General features: G+C 64.6%; 10 protein-coding genes. 7 read left to right on the forward strand and 3 right to left on the reverse strand.

The annotated features are described in order from the left end of the window. Window positions 1-215: hypothetical protein (locus tag RIF85_RS10170; protein ID WP_309071795.1), on the reverse strand; the 215-nt coding region annotated here is incomplete at its 3' end. A 60-nt stretch (window positions 216-275) separates the two neighbouring features. Here RIF85_RS10170 and RIF85_RS10175 point away from each other — a divergent pair. Continuing rightward, window positions 276-1,226, forward strand: a complete 951-nt coding sequence (locus RIF85_RS10175) for a 2-hydroxyacid dehydrogenase (protein ID WP_309071796.1) — start codon at window positions 276-278, stop codon at window positions 1,224-1,226. A 33-nt stretch (window positions 1,227-1,259) separates the two neighbouring features. Here the strand turns inward: RIF85_RS10175 and RIF85_RS10180 are convergent, their stop codons facing one another. Next, window positions 1,260-1,736, reverse strand: a complete 477-nt coding sequence (locus RIF85_RS10180; RefSeq protein ID WP_309071797.1) for a hypothetical protein — start codon at window positions 1,734-1,736, stop codon at window positions 1,260-1,262. Between the two features lie 245 nt (window positions 1,737-1,981). On the opposite strand from RIF85_RS10180, the gene ilvD reads away from it, so the two are divergent. The 5 genes from ilvD (at window position 1,982) to serA (ending at window position 9,354) form a co-directional block, all read left to right on the forward strand. Then, complete coding sequence (gene ilvD / locus RIF85_RS10185; RefSeq protein ID WP_309071798.1) at window positions 1,982-3,697, forward strand: dihydroxy-acid dehydratase; 1,716 nt, start codon at window positions 1,982-1,984, stop codon at window positions 3,695-3,697. Window positions 3,698-4,042: 345 nt separating this feature from the next. After that, window positions 4,043-5,938, forward strand: a complete 1,896-nt coding sequence (locus RIF85_RS10190; RefSeq protein ID WP_309071799.1) for an acetolactate synthase large subunit — start codon at window positions 4,043-4,045, stop codon at window positions 5,936-5,938. Window positions 5,939-5,940: 2 nt separating this feature from the next. Further along, a complete protein-coding gene (gene ilvN / locus RIF85_RS10195) occupies window positions 5,941-6,453 on the forward strand; it encodes an acetolactate synthase small subunit (RefSeq protein ID WP_309071800.1) in 513 nt (170 codons plus the stop codon). Window positions 6,454-6,541: 88 nt separating this feature from the next. Next, complete coding sequence (ilvC, locus tag RIF85_RS10200; protein WP_309071801.1) at window positions 6,542-7,567, forward strand: ketol-acid reductoisomerase; 1,026 nt, start codon at window positions 6,542-6,544, stop codon at window positions 7,565-7,567. Window positions 7,568-7,764: 197 nt separating this feature from the next. After that, the gene (serA, locus tag RIF85_RS10205; RefSeq protein ID WP_309071802.1) at window positions 7,765-9,354 is read left to right on the forward strand and encodes a phosphoglycerate dehydrogenase; all 1,590 of its coding nucleotides are present in this window, start codon (window positions 7,765-7,767) and stop codon (window positions 9,352-9,354) included. Window positions 9,355-9,465: 111 nt separating this feature from the next. Here serA and lepB read toward each other — a convergent pair whose 3' ends face one another. Continuing rightward, window positions 9,466-10,005: a signal peptidase I gene (lepB, locus tag RIF85_RS10210; protein WP_309071803.1), complete on the reverse strand. Its 540-nt coding sequence runs from the start codon at window positions 10,003-10,005 to the stop codon at window positions 9,466-9,468. Window positions 10,006-10,133: 128 nt separating this feature from the next. Here lepB and RIF85_RS10215 point away from each other — a divergent pair, with 128 nt between their 5' ends. Next, on the forward strand, window positions 10,134-15,842 hold the full coding sequence (locus RIF85_RS10215; RefSeq protein WP_309071804.1) for a peroxidase family protein: 5,709 nt from the start codon (window positions 10,134-10,136) through the stop codon (window positions 15,840-15,842). Window positions 15,843-15,858: the final 16 nt, after the last annotated feature.

Here is a 15,858-nt window from a genome sequence, read left to right on the forward strand (position 1 = left end):
GTCATGCTCCACTCATCCGCGCGACCGGCGGTATGAGCAGGCACCGGTGATGGAGCATCCGCAGACGTGAGCGCGCCTGAGGTGGATCGGGGCGCGGAATCGGTTCCGGAGCGGCTCAGATGCCGGAGAACCGTTAGTGCCACAGCGAGAAGAAGCAGGGCCCAGAGTGCCGGGTCCAGCCGGTCGTCCCGCTTGTCCTGCCGCGCGGCCCGCATGACTAGAACGTTACGACCACCGAAAACCGCTGTCCATACCGGCGCGTTTAGGCTGATCCCATGACACCTCCTGCCATTCGTACTGTTTCCGTGCCCGACCGCGATCTTCTGGACGCACTGCAGCCGGCGCCCGGCGGTCTGGACCTTGTCGTGTGGGACTTCAAGGATGCGCCGGTGGGTGCGGATCTGGAAGACATCGACGTCGCGATACTGCCCTATATGCAGCGGGGGGATCTTAGTGACCAGCTGCAGTCCGCTCCGGCGCTCAAGTTGGTCCAGACGCAGTCCACCGGGTACGAGGGCGTGGCGGAGATGGCCGGGGACGGCGTCGCGGTGTGCAGCGCCGCTGGAGTCCACGCAGCGGCTACGGCGGAGATGGCCGTTGGACTGGCCATCGCATCGCTTCGCGGCATCGATGTGGCGGTGCGCAACCAGCGGGAGGGCCAGTGGAAGCCGGCTCGTTACCCGGGTCTGGCTGACCGCAGCGTCCTGCTGCTCGGAGTCGGCGGGATCGGAGAGGAGATCGCCAAGCGCCTCGACCCGTTCGAGGTCGAGCTCACAAGGGTGGGCAGCACTGCACGTTCTGATGAACGGGGACAGGTCCACGGCAGCGACGAACTTGTTGAACTGGCCGCCCGTCACGACGTGCTGATCGTTATCACACCGCTGTCTGACTCGACGCGCGGCCTGGTGGGGCGCGAGGTCCTGGCCGCGTTGCCGGACGGCGCACTCGTAGTGAATGTGGCACGGGGCCCCGTGGTGGATTCGGAGGCCCTGACGGCAGAAGTCGTCAGCGGAAGGCTCCGCGCCGCGGTCGACGTATTCGATCCCGAGCCGATTCCCGCAGGGCACCCGCTGTGGAGCGCCGAGAACGCGATCATCACCCCCCATAACGGCGGAAATACGGGCGCATTCTGGCCGCGGATCGTTCGGCTGCTGCGGCGGCAGCTCGAAGCACTGGCTGCGGGGCAGGAGCCCGCGAACCTCGTGGTTCGAGGCCCTTGGGGCTGAAGCCGCGGTCCCGGTTCGGGAGACGTCTGAGCGCTACGCCATCCCGATGAATGCCTGCATGAACAGTTCGAAATCAGCGCAGTCGTCTGCCTGCTCAAGCCGGAACTGCCTGTCGGAAGAGGTCCTGAGGGCCGCTTCCGCGGTAACGCCGAAACGGAACGTTCTTCCGGTGTTCGTACCTACCTCGTAATCCCCGTCCGTCAACCGGATCGCATGGGACAGGTTGGTCATGTTCAGTTCCACCGGAACGCCTCCGCCCGTGAGGGTCTGGCCGTTGACGGGCGCCACCATGAGCTCGGCGGGTTGCCAGCGGTAACCGATGACGTAGTATCTGGGCCGATTGATGCGGGCACCGTGCGCATCCCTGCCCTCGCGCCGCTCATTCGCGGCGAAGACCAGGTTGTAATCGCCATAGTTCGGGATCTGGGAATCGAAAATTCCCCGCAGTATGGTCTTCAGGGCGTCGCTTCCGGACTGGTCGTGGAGATCGTGCGGCAGCTGGGGGGTCATGTGGGAAGCCTGGGTAGGGAATGTGCCGGCGGGATGGCTGGTCAGAATGCGGCAGCCGACGGCGGCCGCATGAAGTCCGCGCGACCACCCTACCCGAAGAACCCAGTAGCGTCCGGTTCGCTTCCAGAAGTGCGGATGTTCGACGCTGCCGAACGCTGATTGTGGTGCGTAACACGCGCGCGGGCACCTGTAACAGGTGGGTCACACGCGCGAGCCGGTGCCGGGCCGGGCCTAGACTTTGATGCATGAGCGTGGAAAGCGAAGCGAAGGTAACACCAGACATCAAGCCAAGAAGCCGTGCGGTCACCGACGGTATGGAACGCGCACCTGCCCGCGGCATGTTGCGCGCCGTGGGAATGGGCGATGATGACTTCGCCAAACCGCAGATCGGCGTAGCGAGCTCCTGGAACGAGATTACGCCCTGCAACCTTTCGCTGAACCGGTTGGCGCAGGGGGCGAAGGAGGGCGTGCACGCTGCCGGGGGCTTCCCCATGCAGTTCGGCACCATCTCGGTCTCCGACGGTATCTCCATGGGCCACGAAGGAATGCACTTTTCCCTCGTCTCGCGGGAGGTCATCGCCGACTCCGTCGAGACTGTGATGGAAGCGGAACGGATCGACGGCTCTGTCCTGCTCGCAGGCTGCGACAAGTCGCTGCCCGGCATGCTCATGGCTGCCGCCCGCCTCAACCTCTCGAGTGTTTTCCTCTACGCAGGTTCGATCATGCCCGGCTGGGTGAAGCTGGAGGACGGCACGGAGAAGGAAGTCACCCTGATTGACGCCTTTGAAGCGGTGGGTGCCTGTGCCGCCGGAAAGATGTCCAAGGGCGATCTGGACCGTATTGAACGTGCCATCTGCCCGGGCGAGGGAGCTTGCGGCGGCATGTACACCGCGAACACCATGGCCTGCATCGGCGAGGCTCTCGGCATGTCCCTCCCAGGTTCCGCCGCACCGCCGTCGGCCGATCGCCGCCGCGACGAATTCGCCCGGAAGTCCGGCGAGGCCGTGGTCAACCTGCTGCGCCGCGGCATCACGGCCCGCGACATCATGACCAAGGAGGCATTCGAGAACGCCATCGCGGTCACCATGGCGTTCGGTGGCTCCACCAACGCGGTGCTTCACCTGCTGGCCATCGCCCGGGAGGCGGAGGTGGACCTCACGCTCGATGACTTCAACCGCATCGGCGACCGGATCCCCCACCTCGGGGACCTGAAGCCCTTCGGTCGGTACGTCATGACCGATGTCGACAAGATCGGCGGTGTGCCCGTCATCATGCGTGCGCTCCTGGACGCCGGCCTCCTGCACGGTGATGTGCTCACCGTGACCGGCAAGACCCTCGCCGAGAACCTCGAGTCCATCAATCCGCCGGACCTTGACGGCAAGATCCTGCGCGCAATGGATAACCCGATCCACAAGACGGGCGGCATCACCATCCTCCACGGCTCCATGGCTCCGGAAGGTGCGGTCGTGAAGAGTGCCGGCTTCGATGCGGACGTCTTCGAAGGCACCGCGCGTGTCTTCGAGCGGGAGCAGGGCGCGCTCCAGGCACTGGCAGCAGGCACCGTCAAAGCGGGCGACGTCGTCGTTATCCGCTACGAGGGGCCCAAGGGTGGACCGGGGATGCGGGAGATGCTTGCCATCACCGGCGCCATCAAGGGTGCAGGCCTCGGCAAGGACGTGCTCTTGCTGACCGACGGCAGGTTCTCCGGCGGCACCACCGGGCTGTGCATCGGGCACGTGGCGCCGGAGGCTGTCGACGGCGGCCCGATTGCCTTCGTCAAGGACGGTGACAGGATCCGGGTGGACATCCCCAACAGGACCTTCGACCTGCTGGTCGAACCGGAGGAACTCGAGAACCGGAAGGTCGGCTGGGAGCCGCTGCCCGCGCGTTACACCCGGGGAGTGCTTGCGAAGTACTCGAAGCTGGTGCACTCGGCATCCGAGGGCGCGTACTGCGGTTAGTTCGGCGCCGGTTATCGCTTTGCAGGAGGATGACGACGGCGGCTGCGTGCCGCCGTCGTCACCATCGGTTAGTGTCCAATAACTGGAACGGGTGTCCACATGGTGAGACACCGGGAGGCTCTGTTGACACTGTCGGCGGGGGAGTGAAAACTACAGGTATGCAGCACGTATCCGTAGTCCTAGTTACCAAGCGCGTGGCCTAAAGCCCCGACTGGTACTCCTACGTCACGCGCAAACCCCTCGCAGAGCCCACCAGGCTGAGGGGTTTTTTTGTTCCCACCGAACACGAAGCGCAGCACATTTGCGCAGCGATCACGCTGTGCTGGATACAAAGGAAGTTCAAGGATGTCCAAGGGATCGCCCATCAGCCCAGCGCTGATGGCAGCCAAACAGCCCGCTCCGGCGGCCCCCGTCCAGCAACCGGGTAGGGACGCAGCAACGGGCACCGCTCAGGTCAGTCCCGTCCTGGGGCCCAACCGGGTGGTGCCGCCCACTCAGATGTCCGGGTCCCAGGCGATCGTACGCGCCCTCGAAGAACTCGGCGTGGATGACATCTTCGGCCTTCCGGGCGGTGCGATCCTTCCGACCTACGACCCGCTGATGGCCTCCAGCAAGCTGCGCCATATCCTCGTTCGCCATGAGCAGGGTGCCGGGCACGCGGCTCAGGGGTATGCAATGGTCACCGGCCGGCCGGGCGTATGCATTGCCACCTCCGGTCCCGGCGCCACCAACCTGGTCACCGCGATCGCCGATGCACACATGGACTCCGTGCCCATGGTTGCCATCACCGGCCAGGTATCCAGCGCCGTGATCGGATCCGATGCGTTCCAGGAAGCGGACATCGTCGGTATTACCATGCCGATCACAAAGCATTCCTACCTGGTGACGAAGGCACAGGACATCCCCAGGGTCCTGGCCGAGGCATTCCACATTGCGAGCACCGGCCGTCCCGGGCCCGTGCTGGTGGACATCGCCAAGGATGCGCAAGTCGGGCCAATGACTTTCTCGTGGCCGCCGAAGGTGGATATCCCCGGTTACCGCACCGTTGTCCGCGGACACTCCAAGCAGGTCCGTGAGGCCGCGCGCCTCATCATGGCTTCGGAACGTCCTGTGTTCTACGTGGGCGGCGGCGTCATCAAGGCACACGCCGCTGCGGAACTGCTGGAACTTGCGGAGCTCCTCGGTGCACCGGTGGTCACCACCCTCATGGCCCGCGGAGTTTTTCCGGACTCCCACCCGCAGCACGTCGGGATGCCCGGCATGCACGGCTCGGTATCCGCGGTGACGGCGCTGCAGCAGTCCGACCTGCTGATCACGCTCGGCGCGCGCTTCGATGACCGCGTAACCGGTGTACTCGCGAGCTTCGCGCCCGGAGCCAAGGTCATCCATGCAGACATCGATCCGGCCGAAATCTCCAAGAACCGGACGGCCGACGTGCCGATCGTCGGCTCGGTCAAGGAGATCATTCCGGAGTTCACGGCCGCCCTGCGCGAGCAGTTCGCCTCCGCCGGCGCACCGGATTTCAGCGCCTGGTGGACCGTGTTGAACCGCCTGCGGGACAGCTATCCGATCGGGTTCACGCAGCCCGAGGACGGTCTCTCCGCTCCGCAGCACGTGATCCAGCGCATCGGCGAGCTGACCGGACCCGAAGCTGTCTACGCAGCCGGCGTCGGGCAGCACCAGATGTGGGCAGCCCAGTTCATCAAGTACGAGCGTCCTCACGCCTGGCTGAACTCGGGCGGTCTGGGCACCATGGGCTACGCAGTACCCGCGGCCATGGGAGCGAAAGTGGGCAACCCGGACCGCGTGGTGTGGGCGATCGACGGTGACGGTTGTTTCCAGATGACCAACCAGGAACTCGCGACCTGCGTCATCAACAACATCCCGATCAAGGTCGCGGTCATCAACAACTCGTCTCTGGGCATGGTGCGTCAGTGGCAGACCCTCTTCTACGAGGGCCGCTACTCGAACACTGACCTGAACACCGGCCACAACACCGTCCGCGTGCCTGACTTTGTGAAGCTCGCCGATGCCTACGGCTGCGCCGGGCTCCGCTGCGAGCGGGATGAGGATATCGACGCCACCATCCAGCAGGCGCTCGAGATCAACGACCGCCCCGTCGTCGTCGACTTTGTTGTCAGCCGTGACTCCATGGTCTGGCCCATGGTGCCCGCGGGTGTCAGCAACGACCTCATCCAGATCGCCCGTAACTTGACCCCGGACTGGGAGCAGGAGGACTAACAATGGCCCGTCATACCCTTTCCGTTCTGGTCGAGGACGTTCCCGGCGTCCTCACTCGCGTTGCCAGCCTTTTCGCGCGGCGCGCCTTCAATATCAACTCCCTGGCTGTCGGCCCCACGGAGGTGGCCGGGATGTCCCGGATCACCGTGGTGGTCGAAGCCGAGGGTGACCTGCTGGAGCAGGTCACCAAACAGCTGAACAAGCTCATCAACGTCATCAAGATTGTTGAGTTGGTTCCCGAATCTTCCGTGCAACGCGACCACATCCTGGTCAAGGTCCGTGCGGATGCCGCAACACGGCTGCAGGTAACCCAGGCAGCAGATCTGTTCCGTGCTTCAGTGGTTGACGTGTCCACCGACTCGTTGATCATCGAAGCCACCGGCACCGCCGAAAAGCTCTCCGCACTGCTCTCGGTGCTGGAGCCGTTCGGCATCCGCGAAATAGTGCAGTCCGGGACGCTGGCGATCAGCCGCGGCGCCAAGTCCATGAGCGACAGGGCGCTGAGAAGCGCCTAGCGGACGCGCCTCACCAGCTTTCAAGTACCCGAATCCCCGCTTGCCCACGATCGGTGGGCAGCAGAATCACATCACAGGAGAAATACAAGTGACCGAGTTGTTTTACGACGACGATGCAGACCTTTCGATCATCCAGGGCCGCACCGTGGCTGTTATCGGGTACGGCAGCCAGGGCCACGCTCACGCGCTGAGCCTCCGCGACTCCGGCGTCGACGTCCGCGTCGGTCTGAAGGAGGGCTCGAAGTCCCGCGCCAAGGCTGAAGCTGAGGGCCTGCGCGTTCTCAACGTCGCCGATGCCGTCGCAGAGGCCGACCTCATCATGGTGCTTACCCCGGACCAGGTTCAGCGCCACGTCTACGCAGACGACATTGCTCCCAATCTGCAGGCCGGCGATGCCCTCTTCTTCGGCCACGGATTCAACATCCGCTACGGCTACATCCAGCCTCCGGCCGACGTTGACGTCGCCCTCGTGGCGCCCAAGGGCCCCGGCCACATTGTGCGCCGTGAGTTTGAAGCCGGCCGCGGCGTCCCCGACCTGATTGCTGTGGAGCAGAACCCTTCGGGCAAGGCCCGTGAACTGGCGCTGTCCTACGCCAAGGCGATCGGCGGCACCCGTGCGGGCGTCATCGAGACCACTTTCACCGAAGAGACCGAAACGGACCTCTTTGGTGAGCAGGCTGTTCTGTGCGGTGGTGCATCCCAGCTCATCCAGTACGGTTTCGAGACGCTGACCGAGGCAGGTTACAAGCCTGAGGTCGCGTACTTCGAGGTACTGCACGAGCTGAAGCTCATCGTCGATCTGATGGTGGAGGGCGGCATTGCCAAGCAGCGCTGGAGCGTCTCCGACACTGCAGAGTACGGCGACTACGTCTCCGGTCCCCGCGTCATCGATCCGTCGGTGAAGGAGAACATGAAGGAGGTCCTCGCGGACATCCAGAACGGCGCCTTCGCCAAGCGGTTCATCGACGACCAGGACGCCGGTGCTCCTGAGTTCGCCAAGCTGCGCAAGCAGGGTGAGGATCACCCGATCGAGGCAACCGGCCGTGAGCTGCGCAAGCTCTTCTCCTGGATCAAGACCAACGACGACTACACCGAAGGTTCAGTCGCCCGCTGATCCATGCAGGATTGCAGGTGACGGCCGGACCGGCGGAGCTTTCCGCCGGTCCGGCCGTTCCTCTGTGTGGCGGTTGTCTCATCTGGCCTCGGGAACGGGTAATAAAGCGGGCCCGCCAGCGCTGCGACCTACACTTAACGAAACTCCCAGCACGACACTTCGAACATCTCTGCCCAACGCACTGCGAAGGATCTCCCGTGGAAAAACCAGTAGTTCTCCTTGCTGAAGAACTCTCGCCGGCAACCGTGGACGCCCTCGGACCGGATTTCGAAATCCGCCAGACCGACGGAGCCGACCGGACCAAGCTGCTCGCCGCCATCGCCGACGTGGACGCGATCCTCGTTCGTTCCGCCACCCAGGTGGACGCTGAGGCAATCGCTGCGGCTCCCAAACTGAAGGTCATCGCCCGTGCAGGCGTGGGGCTGGACAACGTTGACATCAAGGCAGCCACACAGGCCGGCGTGATGGTGGTCAACGCACCGACCTCCAACATCATTTCGGCAGCCGAACTCACCGTCGGCCACGTGCTGAGCCTCGCCCGGCACATCCCGCAGGCCAGCGCAGCCCTTAAGGGCGGGGAATGGAAGCGCTCGAAGTACTCGGGTATTGAGCTGTATGAGAAGAAGGTCGGCATCATCGGCCTCGGACGCATCGGTGCCCTCGTTGCAGCGCGGTTGCAGGGATTCGGTACCGAGATCCTCGCCTATGACCCCTACATCACCTCCGCCCGGGCGGCACAGTTGGGTGTCCAGCTTGTCACCCTGGACGAGCTCCTGGCTGAATCCGACTTCGTCACAATTCATATGCCGAAGACCCCGGAGACCGTCGGCATGCTCGGAGCCACTGCGTTCCAGAAGATGAAGAACACCGCCTATGTGGTCAATGTTGCCCGCGGGGGACTGGTGGACGAGGACGCGCTCTACACCGCACTCAAGGAAGGCCAAATCGCGGGCGCGGGCGTGGATGTGTTCGTCAAGGAGCCCAGCACCGACCTGCCGTTCTTCGAGATGGACAATGTGGTGGTGACGCCCCACCTCGGTGCGTCCACCGAGGAAGCCCAGGAGAAGGCGGGAATCTCCGTAGCGAAGTCGGTCCGTCTTGCGCTGGCCGGCGAGCTCGTGCCCGACGCCGTCAATGTCGCCGGCGGCGTCATTGCACCGGAGGTGCGTCCCGGCATCCCGCTGATCGAGAAGCTCGGCCGTATCTTCACCGCGCTGACCCACGATTCCCTTACCCAGATCGAGGTCGAGGTGGCAGGCGAGATCGCGTCACTTGATGTGAAGGCGCTCGAACTGGCGGCACTCAAGGGTGTATTCACCGACGTCGTGTCCGAACAGGTCTCCTATGTCAACGCGCCGGTCCTTGCTGAGCAGCGGGGAATCAACACCCGACTGGTGACATCAGAACAGTCCGACGAGTACCGCAACGTACTGACCATCCGCGGCGCACTCTCGGACGGGTCCCAGATCTCGGTCGCCGGCACCCTCACCGGACCGAAGCAGATCCAGAAACTCGTCGGTGTCAACGGCTATGACCTCGAAATCCCGATCAGCGAGCATCTCCTGGTGATCCTGTACCAGGACCGGCCGGGAGTTATCGGTACGCTCGGTCAGGTCCTCGGGGAACGCGGGATCAACATCGCCGGCATGCAGGTCGCCCGCAACAAGGAGGGTGGCCAGGCGCTGTCGCTTCTCACCGTGGACAGCTCCGTGCCCCAGGACGTGCTGGAAAGCCTCAAGGAAGCCATCGGTGCATCCGTCGCCCGCGAGGTGGACCTGCAGGACTAATCCCGCCCGACCGTTCACAAAGGCGGCGCCCGCACGAATTTCGTGCGGGCGCCGTCGTATTTTAAGCCGATGTCGTGCAAGCAGAGCTGATGCGGAGCCGGGTGCCGAAGATCAGGGCATGGGCGGCCACGCCAACGTCGCCTCCACCGCTTCGCGCGGGAGGGGGCCGAACTCGCGCGAGTCGATGGACTCCGCGCGGTTGTCACCCAGGACAAAAACGTGACCGTCGGGGACAGTAACCGGGCCGAAGTACGTGCCGTCGATCCTCGAATGGTCAACGAAAGGCTCCGGCACCGCCTTCCCGTCTATATAGAGCCGCGCGTCCTCGATGGCGACGGTCTGGCCGCCCACGGCCACCACCCGCTTCAGCACTGTGTCGGTCCCGGCTGGATTGTGGAATGCCACCAGGGAGCCCTGAACCGGGTCACCATGGCGATAGAGCAGAACGATGCTTCCCTCGCGGACGGTCGGTTCCATGCTCGACGACGAGACCCAGAGCGGCTCGATCACCCAGATCCGCAGTGCAAGGAGCAGGAACGCCGCGCCGATAAATACCGCAAGCGCGCGGTGCCCGAAGCCGTGCGCCGGCGGCTTGCGTGCCGAGATCACCACGTGGCTACCCATGCTGTTGCGCTCCCAGGCTCGGTTCATTCGTCTACCTTCGAATCGTGCCCCGGGCTGCTTGGGGAAACCCTGATGCCTCCAAGAAATTCATAACGCTCGTGCGGGATTCTTGCGACACCGGCGGGACTCCGTCGGCATCGGTCTTGGGAGGCATTATGGGAACCGCACACAATCCACCGGCGGAGCACTCGCCTGCACAGAAGCGGGCAGTGTTTCCATTCCGGCGCACACTGGCCGCGCTCACCTCACTGGTGATGCTCACGGGCATCGGCCTGCCTTTGGTCGCAGGTCCCGCGCAGGCGGCGCCGGTGGGCCAGGGATTCAAGGTAACGACCTCGGACCTGGCGTTCATTCTGCGCCAGATCAAAATCGCTGAAGCTCACGTCCGCAACACCACGTCCGAGACGGGCCCCTGCGGCGCCCTGCTTGGCACCGCACCGGATCAGGTGCCCGGCCCCCTGGTCTCCTACGGTCTGCGGACCGTGGACGGATCCTGCAACAACTTGCAGGAAGGACGCGATGATTTCGCGGGGTCGAACCGTCTCTTCCCCCGCCTCACTACACCGGAATACCTGGACGCTGACGACGGCGCCATCATCCGCCAGCCCGGTCCCACCACCTACAACGGCGTAGGTAACGTGGTTGACTCCGACCCGCGCGTGATCAGTAACCTCATTGTCGACCAGACCTCCGGCAACCCCGCGGCAATCTCGGCCGCGCAGTATCCCACCCGCACGCAGAGCGGCGCCGACAGCGTGGTGCCGTGCAAGGAAGACGGCACTCCCGCCGGTTGCGTGCCCGCCGGTGAAACCCTCTTCATCCCGAACATCACCACCGACGTCGGCCTTTCGCCTCCCTACAACGGACTGTTCACCATCTTCGGGCAATTCTTTGACCACGGCCTTGACCTTCTCAACAAGTCCGGCAGTTCGGTGTTCATCCCGCTGCAGGCTGATGACCCCCTGATCCCCGGACCGAACGGCAAGCTTGGCGATGCAGACGACCTTCCTCCCCGCCAGCGCTTCATGGTCCTCACCCGGGCCACCAACCAGCCCGGCGAGGACGGCAAACTCGGTACCGCCGACGACATCCGCGAAGCAACTAACCGCACCGGCCCACTGGTGGACCAGTCACAGACCTACAGTTCCGATCCCTCCCACCAGGTCTTCCTGAGGGAGTATGCCAACAACGCCGAGGGCCGGCCGGTCACCACCGGAGCACTGCTGTCATCGGCTGACGACGGCATGGGAACGTGGGCGCTGCTCAAGGCACAGGCGGCTGAGAAGCTGGGCCTGCAGCTCTCGGACATGGACGTGCACAGCGTGCCGATGATCGCCGTCGACCCTTATGGAAAGTTCCTTCCCGGACCTGCCCGGGGGCTCCCGCAGTACGTCACCCCGGACGGCATGGTCGAGGGCAACACCGCCGCTCCCGTACCGGTGCCGGCAAATGCACTCCGCGTCAACGAAGCGTTCCTCGACGACATCGCTCACCTGGCCGTTCCGGCGGCAGGCAAGACGGCCGACGCCGACACCGTGATCAACGCACCCGGTGCACCGACTCCCACCACCTATGACAACGAGATGCTCGATACCCACGCGGTCGCCGGTGACGGCCGCGTCAACGAGAACGTCGCGCTGACCATGGTTCACCAGGTGTTCCACTCGGAACACAATCGCCTGCTCGAGGACATCAAAGCCACGCTGACGGCTGACACCTCCGCCCGCGGCGTTGCTGCTCTGGCCGAGTGGAAGAGCACCGCAGGTGCCGACGGCTGGAATGGTGAGCGCCTCTTCCAGGCCGCCCGCTTCGTCAATGAAATGGAATACCAGCACCTTGCATTCGAGGAGTTCGCCCGCAAGGTGCAGCCGCTGATCGAGCCTTTCGCGAACTACCACGACGACGTCGACCCGGCCATCACCGCTGAATTCGCCCACGCCGTCTACCGCTTCGGCCACTCGATGCTTACCGACACGGTTTCCAGGAGCAATGCTGCCGGATCCACCAGTGATGTTCCGTTGCTGGACGTCTTCCTGAATCCGCCGGCCTATTACGACGGCGGCGGCGGCACCAGGCTGTCCCCGAAGGAAGCAGCCGGTTCGATTGCGATGGGCATGTCAGACCAGGTCGGCAACGAGCTCGATGAGTTCGTGACCGATACCTTGCGGAACAACCTGCTGGGATTGCCCCTGGACCTCGCTGCGATCAATATCGCCCGGGCCCGCGAGACCGGCATTCCGTCGCTGAATAACCTGCGCAGCCAGATCTACAACAAGACCAATGACGGACAGCTGAAGCCCTACACGAACTGGATCGACTTCGGTCTGAACATCAAGCACCCCGCATCGCTGGTCAACTTCGTCGCGGCCTACGGCCAGCACCCTACGATCACCGCTGCAACCACACTGCAGGGCAAGCGGGACGCGGCTACCCTTCTCGTCAATCCTCCGATCGACGCTGCTGAGGGAACGGTTCCCGCGGATGCCGCGGACTTCATGGGCGGCGTCGGAGCCTGGGCAGGCAAGGAAACCGGCCTCAACCAGATCGATCTCTGGGTGGGCGGTCTCGCCGAAAGGACCAACCTCTTCGGAGGCCTGCTCGGCTCGACCTTCAACTACGTCTTCGAGCAGCAGATGCTCGACCTTCAGAACGGTGACCGGTTCTACTACCTGGCACGCACGCCCGGCATGAACCTGCTGGGCCAGCTCGAAGGTAACTCCTTCGCGGAAATCATCATGCGCAATACAAGTGCCACGTCCCTCAAGGCGGACGTCTTCGGTACCTCCGACTGCAAGTTCGACCTGAACCGGCTGCAATTCAGCGGAACCACCGTTCTGGACGATCCGCTGTCGGAGTGCGATGAGGCGGCCCTGCTCATCCGGATGCCTGACGGCACCATCCGTTACCGCACCACCAATTCGGTGGATCCGGCCGGCATCAACGGCCAAAGCGTCTTCAACGGCACGCCCGGGAATGACCGTATCTGGGGCGGCGTCGACAACGACACTTTCCTCGGCAACGACGGCAACGACGTGATCGAGGGCAACGACGGCGGTGACACAGCGCTTGGAGGTGATGGTGACGACATCATCACTGACTCCGCCGGTGACGACGTCCTGAAGGGCGGTCCCGGTCACGACGCACTGGACGCCGGACCCGGGCTGGACCTGATCCTCGGCGGAGACGGCAGCGACTTCATCAACGGCGGGGCCAACACCAACGACTCCTTCGGCGGGGAGGGTAATGACTTCCTGATCGCAGGCGGCGGCAACGACCTGTCCCGCGGCGACGCCGGCGATGACTGGCTCCAGGGCGGCGACGGCGCCGACCTGCTGATGGGCGACAGTGGGGCACCGTTCTTCGATGACCCGAACACACCGGGCAACGACGTCCTCATGGGACAGAACGGTGACGATGACTACGACGCCGAGGGCGGAGACGACATCATGCTCGCCGACCCCGGAATCGAGCGGAACGCCGGTGCCGCCGGGTTCGACTGGTCGTCCCACCAGGTTGACTCGCTCCCCGCCGATGCGGACCTCACCCGCAACCTGCTGGGCGTCCCGCTCCCTGTGAACGTCCTCCGCGACCGCTACGCAGAGGTTGAGGGGCTCTCAGGCGCAGGCAAGAATGACGTCCTGCGCGGCGACAACGTGGTTCCCCGCCTGGTGGAGGGTGAAGGCACCTCGGGCAACAACTGGCTCGACGCCGAAGGCGTGAGCCGGATCAGCGGTCTTGCGGACCTCCTCCCGTCCGGCGCGACAGCGAACGGTGCTATCTGGGGAGAAGGCAACATCATCCTCGGAGGCGGCGGAAGCGACATCCTTGAAGGCCGCGCCGGCAACGACATCCTCGATGGTGACAAGGAGTTGCGCGTACGCCTGAGCGTGCGCACCAACCCTGCTGATCCGGCAACGGAAATCGGCAGCACCGACGGCATGGAGAAGCCTTACCTTCCGGGCAGCTCCCGGACGCTCCAGGCGGCTGTCTTCGCGGGCGAAGTGAATCCCGGAAACATCGTCATAGTTCGTGAAATCGTCGATGCCGGGAAGCCCGGCGACGCGGACTCGGCAGTTTTCTCCGACCTTGAGCAGAACTACACGGTGACTACAGTTCCTTCCGGAGCCAACCCCGGAGACCCGGGAAGCGTCACCACGGTGACCCATCTCGGCGACGATCCCGATGCCCTTCCGGCACTCGGCGTCGGTGACGGCGTTGACACCCTGCGGAACATCGAAAAGCTCCTGTTCGCCGACTCGCTGGCACCCGGAGTGCCCGAGATGTCCGGTGCTGTCGCCGGCGACCGGTCGGCAACCGTGACCTGGAATGCTCCGGTCGCTCCGACCACGGGCTACGAGGTTCGGACGGTGGACGCCAACGGTGCCCCCGTTGGAGCGCTCCGGCAGGTACCCGGCAACCAGACCGAGACTGTTGTCACCGGGCTGGTCAACGGCCAGTCGTACCGGTTCCAGGTGCGGGCATCCAACGAACTCGGCACCAGCGGCTTCTCCGCACTGTCGACGGCGGTTGTTCCGAACGTTGTACCGGCCGCGCCCACGAACGTGGCAGGTGTCGGTGGCGATGGCGTCGTCACTCTGTCCTGGACAGCCCCGGCGGCCAATGGCGGCACGGCGGTCACCGGATACAAGGTCCAAGTGCTGGCGGGAGATGCCCTGATCCAGACCGTGTCGTTGACGGGTTCGGCCACGACCACAGAGATTACCGGGCTGGCCAACGGCACCGCTTACACCTTCAGGGTGCTCGCGACCAATGCTCTGGGCGACGGTGCGCTGTCCCCAGCATCCGCGGCGGTCAGCCCACGATCCGTCCCGGGAGTTCCGGTACTCGGTGGCGTAACCGCTGCTAACGGATCTGCCACGGTTTCCTGGACCGCCCCCGTATCCGACGGCGGTTCTGCCATCACCGGTTATGCCGTGCAGGTTGTAGGACCGGACGGACAGCCTGTGGGAGCACTTCGGCCCGCGGGCGCGACCGCGACGAGTCTGCTCGTCACCGGCCTCACCAACGGGACGGAATACCGCTTCCAGGTACGCGCTGTGAACGCACTCGGAGCCGGAGCATTCACGGCCCTGTCACCTGCGGTCAGGCCCACCCAGCCCCAGCTGAAGGAGGACTTCAATGGTGACGGCATCGCGGATCTGGTGGCCCGTGACAGCGGTGGACGCCTGTGGATGTATCCCGGAAGCGGGACGGGCCGCCTACAGACCCGTTCCCTGATCGGGACCGGCTGGCAGGGAATGAGCAGCATCGTTGCTACTCCCGACTTCAGCGGAGACGGGCGTGCGGACATCCTCGCCTATGACTCTTCCGGACGGTTGTGGCTGTACCGCGGCAACGCGGCCGGTGCACTGCAGGCCGGAGTCCAGGTCGGCACCGGCTGGGGCGGTTTCACACTGACGGCACCGGGTGACTTCGACGGAGACGCCCGCTCCGACCTGATGGCGCGGGATTCCTCGGGCAGGCTGTGGCTCTATCCTGGAAACGGCACGGGCGGGTTCCAGACACGCCGCGCCGCCGGCACCGGATGGAATGGTTTCCAGATCGCCAGCACCGGGGACTTCAACTCGGACAACCGATCGGATCTCATCGCTACTGACAGCACCGGCAGGCTGTGGCTGTACCCCGGGAACGGCTCCGGTGGCTTCCTGGCCAGGTCGCAGTTCGGCAGTGGATGGACCGGCTACACCCTGGTCGGCATCGGAGACCAGACGAGTGACTCCCGCGCGGACCTCGTGGCACGGGATGCCGCGGGCAACCTGTGGGTCTATCCGGGCACAGGTACCGGGCGGGTCGGCACCCGTACCGCGATGGGCAGCGGCTGGGGTGCGTTCCTCATCTCCTGATTCGGGTCTTCCCCGA

This window comes from Arthrobacter sp. (assembly GCF_031179385.1).
Classification (GTDB): domain Bacteria; phylum Actinomycetota; class Actinomycetes; order Actinomycetales; family Micrococcaceae; genus Arthrobacter_D.

Bases quoted from the DNA above. Each gene is read 5' to 3' on its own strand.
- RIF85_RS10175 (WP_309071796.1), top strand. From the start codon at position 276: ATGACACCTCCTGCCATTCGTACTGTTTCCGTGCCCGACCGCGATCTT.
- RIF85_RS10180 (WP_309071797.1), bottom strand. From the start codon at position 1,736: ATGACCCCCCAGCTGCCGCACGATCTCCACGACCAGTCCGGAAGCGAC.
- ilvD (WP_309071798.1), top strand. From the start codon at position 1,982: ATGAGCGTGGAAAGCGAAGCGAAGGTAACACCAGACATCAAGCCAAGA.
- RIF85_RS10190 (WP_309071799.1), top strand. From the start codon at position 4,043: ATGTCCAAGGGATCGCCCATCAGCCCAGCGCTGATGGCAGCCAAACAG.
- ilvN (WP_309071800.1), top strand. From the start codon at position 5,941: ATGGCCCGTCATACCCTTTCCGTTCTGGTCGAGGACGTTCCCGGCGTC.
- lepB (WP_309071803.1), bottom strand. From the start codon at position 10,005: ATGAACCGAGCCTGGGAGCGCAACAGCATGGGTAGCCACGTGGTGATC.
- RIF85_RS10215 (WP_309071804.1), top strand. From the start codon at position 10,134: ATGGGAACCGCACACAATCCACCGGCGGAGCACTCGCCTGCACAGAAG.